The sequence below is a fragment of the Methanoculleus sp. genome (assembly GCF_020696975.1).
In the GTDB taxonomy this organism is placed as follows: Archaea; Halobacteriota; Methanomicrobia; order Methanomicrobiales; family Methanoculleaceae; genus Methanoculleus.
Map to the genome: position 1 here is coordinate 106,473 of NZ_JAJGBK010000014.1, position 14,920 is coordinate 121,392.

Consider the following 14,920-nt stretch of genomic DNA (forward strand, 5'->3'; position numbering starts at 1 on the left):
TCACACCTCCGGGGTCATGGAACTGATCAGGATGACGAACATCATGCTCCCGAACGGGATGATCAGGTAGATGATGATGTAGAGGAAGAACGGGTTTGAGTCCCCCGAGAGGATCGTCATCACCGACTGCAGGATGATCAAAAAGAGCATGCCCGCGACCATCGCGGTGACGTAGGACTCCGCGATCAATCCGAGCGTCTCCAAAAACGTCTTCTGCTGCTGGTTGTTCTCGAGCGTATACTGGTGAGCCTTGGTGCGGAAGTACTCCGTCAGGTTGCTCCCGCTTGAGATGCTCGCGACAGCCCCCTGCAGGAACTCCCGCATCCGCTCGCTCGGGGTCGCCTGCGAGACCGTTCGAAGGGCGTCAAGCAGGTCTTTCCCGAAGAAATCGGTCTCCCGGGCGACGTACCGCGCCTCAACGGCGCTCTCCCCGTATATCGTGCTCTGGCCGAGCAGCCGGAAGACCTCGTCGGGGGTGATCCCGGCCGACGACATGGCGGTGACGTAGTTGATGGCATAGGGGAGGGTGGCGTCGATGTTCCTCCGGCGCTCTCCGGCCTGTATACCGGGATAGAGGAGGAAGACCAGATACGATATCCCCCCGAAGATCAGCAGAGAGAGGGCCGTGATGATGATGGTGCCGAGCAGGAGTTTGTAGTCGTTTAACGCGTAGAAGACCTCGGGGACCGCTCCGCGGTAGGTGATCATATCGGGGACCCGCAGGAGGTAGGTGAGGAGCCCGATGAGCGCAGCGGCGACCAGCCCCACGACGAGCGAGGAGACGTAAGCGGTCGCGAGATACGCCTCAAACGGCGTATTCATCCGGGCTCCCACGAGGTCGTTTCTGAGTTTGATGAACTCTCCCCGCTTCGCTTTCAGGTCACGGCCGATCAGGTTGAAGCAGAACCGCTCGTAACCGTTCATGCGGCGTCACCCTCCCCGTAGAGGTCGGAGCGCACACGCTCGATGACCGACTCCGGGTCGCGGAAGTAGGAGACCAGGACCTTGCTCACGTCGCGGAAATAGCGGATCTTCTTGATACGCATCCATTCGAGCACCTCCTGGCGCCGTTTCAGTTCTTCCTGCATCCGCTCCTCGCTCCACCCCCGGTCCTCCATGATCTGTTCGAGGATGTAGGATTTGCCGGAATACCGGATCTCGTCGGTCGCCGGGTGCCACCGGAAGACCTCGTTCGTGATGAGTTCGTTCGTCCGGGGGTCGATGTCCAGGATCTCGATGAGCTGCTTGTTTCGCCGGATGCGCTGGCCCCCGATACGGGCCTGCACCTGGATGGACATCAGGGAGAGGGCGGAGAGCATGTTCCTCGGGACGTCGATCGGCGGGTTCTCCAGACGGTGGACGGCGCTCGCCACCGAGTCGGCGTGCATCGTCGCGTAGGTGACGTGCCCGGTGCTCATCGCCTGGAAGAGGGTCAGGGCTTCCTTGCCACGGACCTCGCCGACCAGGATGTACTCCGGACGCTGCCGGAGGGCGGCACGCAGGAGTTCGTACATATCGATCTCGCCCCGCCCGTCCTGCGAGAACGAGTCCCGGGTGATGCTCGGGATCCAGTTCGGGTGAGGAAGTTTTAACTCGCGGGTATCCTCGAGGGTGACGATCTTTGCGAGCGGCGGGATGAAGAGCGATATGGCGTTCAAGGTCGTGGTCTTCCCGGACGCCGTCCCGCCGGCAAATATGCAGGATTTGGCGTTCTCGACCGCGAGCCAGATGAAGGCGATCCCGAGCGGCGAGAAGGTATGCCACTCGATGAGGTCAGTGGGCGTGATCGGCTCTTCACGGAACTTGCGGATCGTGAACGTCGAACCGTGGGCGGTAACCTCTGAACCGAGCGTCATCTGGATACGCGACCCGTCACTCATCGTGGCGTCCAGCATCGGCTCAGCGATCGATATGTACTTCCCGGCCCGCTGCGCGAGTTTGGTGACGAACGAGTCAAGTTCCGCGGCGTCCCGGTAGACAAGGCTCGTCTTCATCGATTCGTATGTCGTGTGGTAGACAAAGATGGGACTGTTCACGCCGTCGCAGGAGATATCCTCGATGTACTTGTCGTGCATCACCGGGTCGATCAGTCCGTCGCCGAGGAACTCCTTCTCCACATGGTAGAGAATCTTCTCCCGCCCGGGCGGCGCAAGGTGGATGCCGTAATCGGCGATGATCGTGTTCGCCGAATCGCGAAGCGCCTCCCTCGCCGCCTCCCGGGAGAGGTCGCGGGTGGTGATGTTGAGTGTCTCAAAGAGGCGTTCCTTGATCTCCATAAAGAGTTCCCGCTCTGCGGGGGTGAGCACGGGCTCAAGGACACAGTAGGTGTACTCATGGGTCGTGCCGTCGTAGGTCACCCGGACATAGGCGTACGGCTCGTTCACCGGGTAGAGCTCGATCTCTTCCAGCCCCGGGGAAGGCCGCATCGAGAGGTCGACGAGCGGCCCGTGGATGGCGGGGTTGTACTCCTCGATCGCAACCTCAGACCGCAGAGGCTGGAACTTCTGGAGGAACCCAAAGAGGGGTTTTTGGACCTCTTCAGCAGGAGCCGCCACCTGTGCCGCGGCCTCGGCAAGCGTGGCGGAGGAGAACGTCCTGGAGAAGAGGTCGTCGAACTCCGAGACGACCCGGGCGTTATCGACAAAGTCGAAGTGGTGCTCGTTTCGGTTGATGCTCAGTTCCTCGACCTCAAACGTCGCACTCTTCGGGAGGATCAGGTCCGCCAGGTTCCCGAGGTCATCGACGGATACCACCCCGGCAGCGAGGTCGTCGGGCTCGGGCTCGGGCTCGTCAACCGTCACCCCGGGACCGTCGGTCTCCCGCAACCCTTTCATCCGGTTGATAAGACCGAAAGGATCGTGGCGCTCCGGGAGAGAAAGCGGCGTTTCCGCTCCGGCCTCACCGCCAACCGATGATGGGGAGGTCGTACTCCCCCTGCCCGTCCCTCTCCCGGATCCCTCGATCCGGTCGAGGAGCGCCCTGACGGGGTCCCCGTCACCGGGTTTGGGCTCTTCCCCGGCACCTTCCGGCCTCATCACCGAGTCGATGAGCGACCGGATGCCGGCCCTCTTCGGCGCCGGTCCGGAAGGGGGCTCCGGTTGTTCCTCCTCCCCGCCGGGATCGATACCCACGGCATCCAGAACCGCCTCCTGCGGCTCCTTTTTATCACCGGGTTTCGACGACGGGGGGGAACCTGACGGCTCCTCCACGGTTGCCCCGCCATCGCTCCGCGGTCTTGCGGATTGTGCAAGAAGATTCCTGACTGACGCTATAAACTCACATTCTTCATCTTCACCTGTTCTCATCCTCTGTGCCCCCAATATCAACAGACGTTTCTACCTGAGGATCATGGAATTCGATGATGCATCGCGTCCGCTCTCCGGTCCGGTCCGAGACCACGCACATGTAGCGCCCGTTCAGCAGCCGGAAGCAGACCTTCCCCGCGGAGTCCGTCACATCACTCGTGATGACAAGTTTGCCCTTCCGGATCGAGACGTGGGCCCCGGCAAGGGGCTCCCGTGCGTCGCGGACGGTCAGGCAGAGCACCCCTATCCGCTGCCGGGTAGGAGCACCGATGGTCGGGATATCGAGACGGCCGTTCTTCTTGATGTGGCTTTTTTCGAATATCCTGCACCGTGCCACCAGTGCATCAGCGATCAACGGCGCTACAAGGAAGAGGTCAAAATCTTCCCCTCCGACCAGGCGCAGGACAGCCGAGTCTCCAAAGAGTGTGCCCTTCTCGTCGACAAAGATGGCGCCGTTCGGTTCGCCCCCGGAGAGAACCAGGAAAAACGTATGCTTCTCCCCTTTGAAGACCCCCATCCCGGTCAGGGAATGAAGACTACTGTAGCGTAGCAGGTCGTCAAGAGTGAAGTGCCCCTCATACGTCGACTGTTCAAGGATCTCGCCCATAAGGTCGTTTATTTCCATGCAAATCTTCAGGTATGGTATTTCTATGCCGGAAAGGGGATTTTACCCCCCTACCACAATATACCACATCACAATACTATTATTAATACCTTGGGGTGGTCCAAACCTGATTCTGGTAGATATACTGAAGAAAGTGCCGGATCCGGGGACTGGAAACCGACAGTTTGTAGACGACGACCCTCGGAGGATCCCGGAGGGCAAAAGCCACGGCCGGAACGCGATCCGGTGATCCGCCTCGACCGGCGGGAGGGGGAGAGGAGGCCTCACGCTCCCAAAGACCGCACCGAAACGATCGAGATCCCCCGGGAAGTGATATCGCCAGAAATAAGAGATAAAAGGTGAATAGGGTACTGTCCCATGACCATTTCACTCGTGATCGCCATCCCGCTCATGGTTGCAGCGGCTGCAATAGGGATCACGCTCATATACGCGTCAGTCCTGGACGCAAGGGAGCGCCGGGTACCCCACAGGACCTGGCGGCCCGCACTCGCGATCGCGATCCCGGCAGCCATCTGGATATACGCGCTGGTCTTCCTTGCAGACTGGCATGCGGCAGCAGGCTACCTCATCCTGGTCGCGGTCTTCTGCGGATTCTTCTACCTCTTCCAGGCTGTGAACCTCTTTGGAGGAGCGGATGCGTACGCTCTCATCATCATCACCGCATGCATCCCGTTCTTCCCGTTCGACCCCTATCTCGGCACCCCGCCACTCGGGTTCTTCCCGTTCACCGTGCTCACGAACGCCGTGCTCATCAACATCGCGGCACCCATTGCAATACTCGCGAAGAATCTGCTTGAGGGGAACCGGGCTCCGCTACCCTGCCTCTTCCTCGGTTTTCCCGTCGACGGAAAGAGAATCCAGAACGAGTTCGGTTTTGTCATGGAAGATATCGAGGAAGAGGACGGCAGGCTTACCCGGCGGTTCATCGGGTTTACCGAGTCGCTTGGACGCATGGTGCGGGGAGAGCGGCGGCTATACACAAAAGATCTCAGGCTGCACCCCGAAGACTACCAGAGGGAGCTTGCACTCTACCGGAAGGCCGGCAGGGTCTGGATATCCTACGGCATTCCGTTCATTATACCGATCACGGCGGGATTCCTGACCGCACTACTCATGGGTGATATCCTCTTTGTGATCATGAAGATCCTCGTAGGAATGTGAACCGATATGGAGATACAGTTCAAGGATGGATTGGTACCTGTCATCGTGCAGGAGAGACGAACCCGTGAGGTCCTGATGCTTGCGTACGCAAACGCCGAAGCGCTGGACCTCACAAGACGCACCGGATACGCGCACTACTACAGCAGGAGCAGGCAGAAGCTCTGGAAGAAAGGAGAGGAGAGCGGGCACACCCAGCGGGTCTCGCGCATACTCGTCGACTGCGACGCGGACGCGATCCTTTATGAGGTCGAACAGTCCGGCGCAGCCTGCCATACCGGCCACGCCTCCTGTTTCTATCGAACGGTCGAAGGTGAGGAGATCGCCGGATTGGTCTTTGATCCGGAGAAGGTATACGCTAATAAGGGTGAATGACTTCATTACTATGGTGATTTTTTATGAAAATTGTACCCGATACCAGCGTCGTAATAGACGGACGCATAACATCGATGATAAAAACCGGGGAATATAAGGGCGCAACAATAATCATACCGGAAGCCGTCGTCGCCGAACTGGAGGCACAGGCAAATCAGGGACGGGAGATAGGGTTTTCCGGTCTGACCGAACTCCAGGAGCTCTTCCGGATGTCGGAGGATAAGGTTGTCGAGCTCCAGTTTGCCGGAGACCGCCCGAGCCTCGACCAGGTGAAACTCTCCAGTGGAGGCGAGATCGACGCCCTGATCCGGAACGTGGCGATCGAGCATGACGCCCGGTTCATCACGAGCGACCTCGTGCAGGCAGAAGTGGCAAAGGCGAAAGGGCTCGACGTCACGTACCTGAAGCCACAGATAGGAGATTTTTCACCGCTCTCGATCGACCAGTTCTTCGATGAGGAGACGATCGCGATCACCTTGAAAGAGCGTGCTCCGCCGGTGGCAAAGATCGGGAAACTCCGCGATATCCGCCTGGTCACCCTCCGGGATGCCCCGATGACCGAGTACGAACTCCGGTCCATGGCGCAGGAACTCCTGGAGCGGGCAAAACGCGACCCGGACGGATTCATCGAACTTGAGAAGCGGGGGATCACGGTCGCTCAGATCGGGTCGCTCCGGATCTCGATCGCCCGCCGGCCCTTCTCCGACGGGATGGAGATCACGGTGGTGCGGCCGCTCGTGGACCTCTCGCTCGACGATTACGACATGGCGCCCGAGATCAAGAAGCGGATCCTCGGGAGCCGCCGCGGCGTCCTGATTGCGGGTCCCCCGGGGTCAGGGAAGACCACGCTCGCCCAGAGCCTTGCGACGTTCCTTGCCGACCACGACTTCATCGTGAAGACGATGGAGGCGCCGCGGGACCTGCAGGTGCCCGACCACATCACCCAGTACACGGCACTGGACGGGAGCATGGTGAACACCGCCGAGGCCCTCCTGCTCGTCCGGCCCGATTATGTGGTCTTTGACGAGATCCGCAAGAGCGAGGACTTCGGCGTCTATGCCGACATGCGCCTTGCCGGGATGGGCATGGTCGGGGTGGTGCATGCCATGGAGGTGCACGACTGCCTCCGGCGGTTCTGCGACCGCGTGGACTACAGCGTCCTGCCGCAGATCATCAACACTGTCATCTACGTCGTCCAGGGCGTGATAACGAAGATCTACGACCTCGAACTGGCGGTCAAGGCGCCGGAGGGCATGCCGGGCGACACGCACATCCGCCCGGTGATCATCGTCCGCGAACACTCCCGGCGGGAGCCCGAGATCGAGATCTTCCGCTACGATGGGGAGACCCTGGTGATGCCAATCATCAAAACGAGCGTCGAGGAGCCACCTGTTGTTGCGGAGACGCCGATCAGCGAACCGGCAGCGGAGCCCGAGGAGAACGTCTCCTGGAAGGTTGCCGAGAAAGAGGTCCAGCGCGAGATCGGGCGCTACACGAGCGGCCCGGTCGAGGTCAGCATCATCAGCGATAACAAAGCCGTCGTCTACATCGACGACAAGGATGTCCCGGCGGCGATCGGGAAGGGCGGCAAGAACGTCTCGGCGATCGTGAACAAACTCGGTATCGGGATCGATATCCGGCCAAGGAGCGAACTCGAGGCAAAACGGCCCGTCGAGGAGGAGATGCACCTTGCCGGCGGCATCAAGATCCGCATCGACAAGAAGCAGCTGACGATCATCTCCCCGGAGAACAAGGGCAAGATCGTCGACGTCTTCGCCGGGAAGGAGTATCTCTTCACGGCCACGGTGAACGATGAGGGCGATATCCTCCTCGCCAAGAACAGCACGATCGCCCAGGAGATGATCAAGCGCTACAACGAGGGCGAGACGATCCGGCTGCGGCCGGTATGAGGCAGGGTAAGGAGAGAGAATCAGTATTGGAGGCATAGCGTGAGTGGATTAGATATGCAAAGCAACGAACGGGAGTGCGTCGCCCGGTGGGAGCACGCGTTCGAGGCTGATCCAGCAGAGAAGGAGAAGTATTACCTGACCGTGGCATACCCGTATCCGAGCGGGGCGATGCACGTCGGGCACGGGCGGACCTACATCGTTCCAGATGTTCTCGCCCGGTACCAGCGGATGAGGGGAAAACAGGTCCTCTTCCCGATGGCGTTCCACGTCACCGGAACCCCGGTCATCGGGATATCAAAGAGGATCGCGAACGGCGACGCAAAGACGATCGGGCTCTACCGCGACCTCTACCGGGTGCCGCAGGACACCCTGGACCGGTTCGTCAACCCGATGGAGATCGTCCGGCACTTCTCGGAGGAGTACCGGCGGGTGATGCAGAAGTGCGGGCTCTCGATCGACTGGCGGCGCCGGTTCATCACCGTCGACCCCCAGTACAGCAAGTTCATCGAGTGGCAGTACGCTCACCTGCACGAGGAGGAGCATGTCGTCAAGGGGGCCCACCCGGTCAAGTACTGTCCCCAGTGCGAGAACCCTGTCGGCGACCACGATCTGCTCGAGGGCGACAAGGCCGAGATCATCAAGTTCACCCTGGTGGTCTTCTCCTGGGGCGATGCGAAGATAGCGTGCGCAACCCTCCGGCCCGAGACGGTCTACGGGGTGACGAACCTCTGGGTGAACCCGGCCGTCACCTACGTGCGGGCGACGATCGACGGCGACGAGTGGATCCTGAGTGCGGAGGCGGCGGCGAAGCTCAGTCTGCAGGACCACGAGGTATGGGTGAAGGAGAACATCCCCGGAACGGCACTCATCGACCAGACGGTCTCCCACCCCTTCTCCGGCGAGGTCCCCGTCCTTCCGGCGACGTTCGTCGACCCGGACATGGGGACCGGGATCGTCATGAGCGTTCCGGCTCACGCGCCCTTCGATTACATCGCACTCCGCGACCTGCAGCAGCAGGGGAAGTACACGTCCATCCAGCCGGTCCCGCTCATATCCGTCGAGGGCTACGGCGAGATCCCGGCAAAGGACGCGGTCGAGCGGGCGGGCATCCGCGACCAGAACGACCCGGGGATGGAGGCGCTCACCCAGGAGATCTACAGCGCGGAGTTCTCCCGCGGAAAGGTCTTTGAGAAGTACGGCGGAAAGCCGGTCAGGGAGGCCCGGGACGACGTCGCGGCGCTGATGCTGGAACGTTACGGCTCGATCCCGATGTACGAGTTCGACAACCGCCAGGTGATCTGCCGGTGCGGTGGGCGGGTCTTTGTGAAGATCCTCCACGACCAGTGGTTCCTGGAGTACAGCGACCCGTGCTGGAAGGAGCAGGTGAAGACCCAGCTCGAGCGGATGGCGCTCGTCCCGCCCGAGGTCAGGACCGAGTTCGACCGGACGGTCGACTGGCTGAAGGACTGGGCCTGCACCCGGCGGGTGGGGCTCGGGACGAAACTGCCCTGGGACCCGACCTGGATCATCGAGCCGCTCTCCGACTCGACGATCTACATGGCCTACTACACGATCGCCCATCACCTGAAAGCCATCCCGCCGGAGAGCCTGACGCCGGATGTCTTCGAGTACATCTTCAAGGGCGAGGGGAACCCGACCACGGTCGACCGCGAGACCCTCGACAGGATCAGGAGCGAGTTCCTCTACTGGTACCCCTACGACTACCGGTTCTCGGCAAAAGACCTCATATCAAACCACCTCACGTTCCAGCTCTTCCACCACCGGGCGATCTTCCCGCAGGACCTGCAGCCGAAGGGCATGGTGGTCTTCGGGATGGGGCTCCTGAACGGGGCGAAGATGTCCTCAAGCAAGGGCAACGTCTTCCTGCTCGAGGATGCCATCGAGGAGTTCGGTGCCGATACCGTCAGGATGTTCCTTGTCGGGAGCGCCGAGCCCTGGCAGGACTTCGACTGGAGGAATGAGTTAGTCTCGTCGACGAGAAAGCAGATCGAGCGGTTCTGGAACACGGTTACGGAGACGAAGGATGCCGAGGGCGCCTATGACATCGACGCCTGGCTCGCGAGCAGGCTCCAGCGCCGCGTCGAGAGCGCCACGAGAGCGCTTGACGGGTTCCAGACCCGGCAGGCGCTGCAGGAGGCGTTCTTCGGTGTGGAGGCCGACCTGAAGTGGTACCGCCGCCGCCTGCCGGAGGGCGCAACCGGCGGGGCCGTGATGCAGGACCTCTGCCGCACCTGGGTCCGGCTGCTCGCCCCGATCGTCCCCTTCACCTGTGAATCGCTCTGGAGCGATATCGGCGGGGAGGGCATGGTCTCGTTCGCCCCCTGGCCGGAGGTGGACGAGGCCCGGATCAACCCCGAGATCGAGCTCGCCGAGGAACTCCTGGCGAGAACGGCCGAGGACATCGAGTCGATCAGGAAACTCATCCCGATGGAGCCCGCGTCCATCAGCCTCTTCGTCGCTCCGGCCTGGAAGCACGAGGCTTTCCGGATCATAGCGGCCTCGACCGACAAGACGAGGGTGATGCGCGAGATCATGCAGGACCAGGATATGCGCAAGCGCGGCCGCGAGGCGACGGACGCCGCAAAGCAGATCACGAAACTCGTCCTGAAACTCCCGCCCGACCTCGTGAAGCAGCTCGCAGGGTCGACGCTTGACGAGCAGGCGGTTCTCGAGGGCGCACGGGCGTTCCTGGAGCGTGAGTTCGGCGTCCCGGTGACGGTCCAGAATGCTGAAGAGAGCACGCACCCGAAGGCGTCGGGAGCCCTGCCCTTCAAGCCGGCGATTGTGATTGAGTAGATATCCTTCTTTTTAGCCCATTTTTGCACGTTTTTTACAGGACTCTGGCCCATTCGCGAGTCGAACTGGGGCAGGAATCTTCGATAGGGATGAAGACCTCGTGTGCAACTGAGACAACCAAATACGCCTGTAACCCCCACCCCACCCGGCCTCCGGCCTCCTCCCCCGCCCCCTAGGGGGCGGGGGCAGTGCGGGGCGATAAGCGGCGTTCCGGTAGGAACGACTGTCCACAGGACAGGAGTTTGAGAAGCCATCAGGCTTCGAGGAACGGAGCTCGAGCACCGTCAGGTGCGCAGCCCGGTAGAAAGCCGTGCACTGGTTCGTGTAATTGACGGGAGAACAGAAGAAAGGCAGACGCAAAGTGATGAACAACCACGTTAGAACGCCGGATACATCCCCTCACACCTACTCCCGTTGCACCAAAAACCGGAATGAAGAGTGCGGTTCTGCCGCCCGCAAAAACGGGCGGTGCCGGACCGAGGAGAAAGATTCGGTTATTCGCTTCCCTTCACTGCCTGCTGGGCCTTCTTCGCCCGCTCTTTCGCCGTATACCCGGTCACCTGCTGGAGGTAGTTCCTGAACCGGCGGTTGGTGTCGATGATCGTCTCGTCGTCGGCATCCTTATTCGCCTCGGTATCGACGATCAGTGTCTTGCCTCCTGCACCGCACCAGACCTCAAGGCGCCGGAGTGCTCCGTAGGTGACGGCATAATGGCCGTCCTCCGACGCTTCGGGTTCGGCCCCGAACTGGTCACGAAGACCCTGAACCATGGATTCTGCAAGTTGTTTCGTGTATCCGCGCTTGATCTGGTATTCCTGCATAATATTTTTAAGGGACACCCAGCTATGTTAAACTAATCCGAGAGTGAGTGATTGATCCCATGGACGATATAAAGGTGATATCCAGAGCGCTTGTCGGCGCCGAAAAGACAGTGCTGATCGGGTTCCCCGGCAGCGGACTCGTCGGGAGTATTGCTCTGCAGTACCTTGTCGAGCAGATGGAGTTCGAACAGATCGGGTCGATCACGAGCAAGTACTTCCCCCCGGTCGCTCTCATGACAAAAGGCGTGATCAACGCGCCCGTGCGCCTCTACGAGAAGGACCACCTCACGGCAATCGTCTCCGACGTCCCCATCCACCCGATGATCTGCTACGAGGTGGCAAACGGCATCATCAACTGGCTCACCCAGTTCGACGTTCGGGAGATCGTCACCATTGCAGGGATCATCACGAACGAGTCGGAGAAGAGAGTCTTCGGGGTCGCAACCAGCAGCCAGACGCTGCAGCGCATTGAGGATCAGACGATCATCCTTCCCATGGGGAGCATATCCGGTATCGCGGCAAGCATCCTCACGGAGTGCAAGACGCGGGGCATCCCCGGGCTCGGACTCCTCGGGGAGACGGTGAACACCCCCGATCCGCGATCCTCCGCAGCCACGATCGATGTCTTGAACAGGATCTACGGCCTCAACCTGGACATCAAACCCCTGCTCGAACAGGCGGTGGAGATCGAGGCGGCGATGTCCCAGATCGCCGAGCAGGTGCAGAAGACCGAGACTGCGCCCCGAAGAGAGCAGCTGCCGATGTACGGGTGATAACCATGAAGTATGCAGCGTTAACCGGAATATCGCCGTCGGTGATTGCCGAACTCAAGAGCGGTAAGGCACGCACCCTCGAGTTGAACAGCGCCCACAATATCATCACCCTGACCGAGACCGCCCCCGGCGAGTGCGTCTTTTTAACATCGGTCAACGAGGAAGACCTCTCACCCGGCGACCCGGGGATCATGGTCGACCTTCTTGTCCTCAACATCAGTATGAAACGGCTCGAGTTTGCCAACGCGTCCCTCGTCGAGGAGCGGGAACGGATGTCGGCCCGGATCAAGGTCCAGTTCCGCGGAACGACCATAGCCCGCGATGTAGAAGGGCGGAAGTGGGGGGACCCGACCAAGGTCGAGATCATCAGGTCGGCGTGTTACCGGGCCGGCTGATACGATCTCTTTTTTCAACGAGTACTCAAAGGCCGGAGTCTCAAAGAGTTAATAAGTCCGGACGACCAAAATGTATGGGAATACCACAGGGGTCTGTGGCTTAGCCAGGACATAGCGCCGGGCTTCTAACCCGGATGCCGGGGGTTCGAATCCCTCCAGGCCCGCTTCTTCTCTTCTCGCACCGCATCACCCATAGTTTCAAATACAGGGTGACACCCAAAGGCTGCTCGTGAAATCGGGCCCCATCTCCACCGGAACAGCGACGGCCGGTGCCATTGTTCTGGCCACGGTGCTGATGACCGTTGTAGCCGCAGCCCTCCTGGTCCCGGGAGGGCAGATGGAGATTGCGGGCGCGACACTCTCCCCCGACACTCTGGTGGAGGTTGTTGCCGGGCACAGCGGGGCGCCGGTGATACGAATACTGAGCGGCGCCGACGAGACGATCAACCTCACAGAGTGCCGGATCTACCTCATCGACCCCAGAGGAACCCTCCATGGCGTGGATACCGCAGTTCTTGAGAACACAACGCTCAGCCAGGGGCAGAGCGCTTACATCTTCCACCTCAACCGAGAGAGCAGGGCCGCGTCCGGCTACTGGATCACCGACGAGCCCGATCTCGTCTTCACAGACACCTACCACCACGAAATCCACCCGTTCTCGCCCGGCGGGCAGTGGCGGGTCGTCGTCTACGATCCGGACTCGATGAAAAACAGGATTGACCGGGCCGTCCGGATCAACGGACCCGCGTCCCGGGGCTGACCGGCCGGAGAGGAACCAGGAGGGAGGCCTCGTCGCCGGCGGCGAGGATCATCCCCCTGCTCTCGACACCGAAGATCTTTGCGGGGGCGAGATTTACGATCATCGCCACATCTTTGCCCACCAGTTCGTCGGGCTTGTAGAACTGGGCGATCCCGCTGACCACCTGGCGCTTCTCGCCGCCGAGGTCGACGACGAGCCTGTAGAGTTTCTTTGAACCCTTGATCGGCTCGGCCGAGACGACCTTTGCGATCCGGATGTCGAGATTTCCGAACTCCTCGATTGAGACGGTGGGCATCTTGGGCTCCGCGGCCTCCTTTGCTTTCTGAACCCGGGCGTTGAGGGTCGCTTCAAGGGCGGCAATCTGGTCCTTCTCGATCTTCGTAAAGAGGGGGGAGGGCTTTTTGAGCGCGCGCGCCACCACCGGCGCCGTGGCCTCAGCTACGGGATGATCCGCAATCTCGTCCTCGTAGCCGAGCATCGTCCAGGCCCGCTGCATCGCGTCAGGCATCAGGGGCTGGAAGACGAGGGTGAGGGCTTTCACGATCTGGAGGCAGTCGGCGATCACCTGCTCTGCCGCCGCCCGGTCCTCCTTGATCAGTTTCCAGGGGGCGTTGTTCTGGATGTAGGCGTTCCCAAACGACGCTAAAGCCATCATCGCGTCGACGGCGTTCTTGAAGTCGTAGTCCCGCATCCGGGCATCGACCACGGAGAGCGACCGCTCGATCTCCTCAATGATCTCCGGGCGCGGGGCAAGGTCGGGCACGCCGGAGAACTCCTTCTCGGCGAAGTACATCGTCCGATAGACGAAGTTCCCGAGTGTGCCCACGATCTCGTTGTTCACCCGCTCGGCGTAGACCTTCCAGGAGAAGTCGAGTTCCTTCGTGTGGTTGGTGTAGGAGAGGAGGTAGTAGCGGAGGTAGTCCGCCGGGAGACCCTGGTCCAGGTAGTCGTCGTTCGTCCAGACGACGTAGCCGCGGGACTTTGAGAACTTCTTCCCCTCGATCGTGACCATCCCGCTTGCGACCACCGCGTTCGGGAGGCCGTACCCCGCTCCTTTGAGGAGGGCCGGCCAGAAGATGCAGTGGTGGTAGATGATGTCCCCGCCGATGAAATGGGTAACCCCCGTCTCGTCGCCGCACCAGTAGTCCTTCCAGTCGGCTCCTGCAGCCTCGGCCCACTCCTTCGTGAAGGATATGTAGCCGATGGGCGCGTCGACCCAGACGTAGACGACGAGGTCGTCGTTCCCCGGGAATTTAACCCCCCAGTCGAGCGTCCGGGTGATGCACCAGTCGTGCAGGAGTTCTTTCACCCACCCGATGGCGTAGTTCCGGGCGGTGGACGTGCCCCGGAGGTTCGGGAGGTACTCGAGGAGGAAGTCGCGGAACGCCGAGAGCCTGAAGAAGTAGTGCTCCTGCTCCCGGTACTCCGCCTTCCCGCCGCAGACCTTGCAGACCGCGTCCCTGATCTCGCCGGGCTCAAGGTGCTGTCCGCACCCCTGGTCGCACTCGTCGCCCCGGGCAATCGCCCCGCAGTGGGGGCAGATCCCCTCCACGTAGCGGTCCGGTAGGAACCGTTCGCATTCCGGGCAGTAACTCTGGCTGACGGTCTCAGCGTAGACGTAGCCGTTCTCGATGAGCCGCTGCACAATCGAGCGGGTGGTCTCGTGGTTCATGGCGTCGTCGGTCATACCGAACCGGTCGAAGACGACATCCATCCGCCGGAACGTCTTGTAGAAGTGCTCGTGATACCGCTCCGAGAGGGCGCGGGGGGTTGAGCCCTCCTGTTCGGCGCTGATCACGATCGGCGTCCCGTGATTGTCGGAACCACAAACAAAGACGACCTCCTCCCCGGACCGGCGCATATACCGCACGTAAAAGTCCGCCGGCACGTAGGTCCGCAGGTGCCCGATATGGCAGGGACCGTTCGTGTACGGGAGCCCGCACGTTACCAGCAACGGCTTACCACTCATCCTTATCTACTC

Annotated in this window: 12 protein-coding genes and 1 tRNA gene; 8 read left to right on the forward strand and 5 right to left on the reverse strand. The window is 61.1% G+C overall.

Annotation, left to right across the window (positions count from 1 at the left end; translation table 11 throughout):
* The 3 genes from QZ650_RS03710 to QZ650_RS03720 are packed head-to-tail and all read right to left on the reverse strand — an operon-like array spanning position 1 to position 3,930.
* Positions 1-924, reverse strand: a complete 924-nt coding sequence (locus QZ650_RS03710) for a type II secretion system F family protein (protein ID WP_292517283.1) — start codon at positions 922-924, stop codon at positions 1-3.
* Complete coding sequence (locus tag QZ650_RS03715) at positions 921-3,305, reverse strand: type II/IV secretion system ATPase subunit (RefSeq protein WP_292517286.1); 2,385 nt, start codon at positions 3,303-3,305, stop codon at positions 921-923. Before QZ650_RS03715 ends, QZ650_RS03710 begins: the two co-directional genes overlap by 4 nt.
* Entirely contained in the window at positions 3,292-3,930 is a 639-nt protein-coding gene (locus tag QZ650_RS03720; RefSeq protein ID WP_292517289.1) for a hypothetical protein, read from the reverse strand. The genes QZ650_RS03715 and QZ650_RS03720 overlap by 14 nt, the downstream gene beginning before the upstream one ends.
* A gap of 357 nt (positions 3,931-4,287) precedes the next feature.
* On the opposite strand from QZ650_RS03720, the gene QZ650_RS03725 reads away from it, so the two are divergent.
* The 4 genes from QZ650_RS03725 to leuS are packed head-to-tail and all read left to right on the forward strand — an operon-like array spanning position 4,288 to position 10,190.
* Positions 4,288-5,091, forward strand: a complete 804-nt coding sequence (locus QZ650_RS03725; RefSeq protein ID WP_292517291.1) for an A24 family peptidase C-terminal domain-containing protein — start codon at positions 4,288-4,290, stop codon at positions 5,089-5,091.
* Positions 5,092-5,097: 6 nt separating this feature from the next.
* The gene (gene hisI, locus QZ650_RS03730) at positions 5,098-5,463 is read left to right on the forward strand and encodes a phosphoribosyl-AMP cyclohydrolase (protein ID WP_292517294.1); all 366 of its coding nucleotides are present in this window, start codon (positions 5,098-5,100) and stop codon (positions 5,461-5,463) included.
* Positions 5,464-5,486: 23 nt separating this feature from the next.
* A complete protein-coding gene (locus tag QZ650_RS03735) occupies positions 5,487-7,373 on the forward strand; it encodes a PINc/VapC family ATPase (RefSeq protein WP_292517297.1) in 1,887 nt (628 codons plus the stop codon).
* 54 nt (positions 7,374-7,427) lie between these two features.
* Complete coding sequence (leuS, locus tag QZ650_RS03740; protein WP_292517300.1) at positions 7,428-10,190, forward strand: leucine--tRNA ligase; 2,763 nt, start codon at positions 7,428-7,430, stop codon at positions 10,188-10,190.
* A gap of 494 nt (positions 10,191-10,684) precedes the next feature.
* Here the strand turns inward: leuS and QZ650_RS03745 are convergent, their stop codons facing one another.
* Positions 10,685-11,011, reverse strand: coding sequence for a DUF5611 family protein (locus QZ650_RS03745; protein WP_292517303.1), 327 nt, complete (start codon positions 11,009-11,011; stop codon positions 10,685-10,687).
* Positions 11,012-11,070: 59 nt separating this feature from the next.
* Here QZ650_RS03745 and QZ650_RS03750 point away from each other — a divergent pair, with 59 nt between their 5' ends.
* The 4 genes from QZ650_RS03750 to QZ650_RS03765 all read left to right on the forward strand — a co-directional run bounded on the left by QZ650_RS03750 (position 11,071) and on the right by QZ650_RS03765 (position 12,939).
* Positions 11,071-11,784: a proteasome assembly chaperone family protein gene (locus tag QZ650_RS03750; RefSeq protein ID WP_292517306.1), complete on the forward strand. Its 714-nt coding sequence runs from the start codon at positions 11,071-11,073 to the stop codon at positions 11,782-11,784.
* A gap of 5 nt (positions 11,785-11,789) precedes the next feature.
* Positions 11,790-12,179 carry a DUF473 domain-containing protein gene (locus tag QZ650_RS03755; protein ID WP_292517309.1) on the forward strand — a complete coding sequence of 130 codons (390 nt, stop codon included), beginning with the start codon at positions 11,790-11,792 and terminating at the stop codon, positions 12,177-12,179.
* A gap of 89 nt (positions 12,180-12,268) precedes the next feature.
* Positions 12,269-12,343: transfer RNA gene (locus QZ650_RS03760), tRNA-Arg, on the forward strand.
* 65 nt (positions 12,344-12,408) lie between these two features.
* Entirely contained in the window at positions 12,409-12,939 is a 531-nt protein-coding gene (locus QZ650_RS03765; RefSeq protein ID WP_292517312.1) for a hypothetical protein, read from the forward strand.
* On the opposite strand, the gene metG is transcribed toward QZ650_RS03765, so the two are convergent.
* A complete protein-coding gene (gene metG, locus QZ650_RS03770) occupies positions 12,914-14,908 on the reverse strand; it encodes a methionine--tRNA ligase (RefSeq protein WP_292517314.1) in 1,995 nt (664 codons plus the stop codon). The two genes, QZ650_RS03765 and metG, sit on opposite strands and share 26 nt — an antisense overlap.
* Between the last annotated feature and the right edge of the window lie 12 nt (positions 14,909-14,920).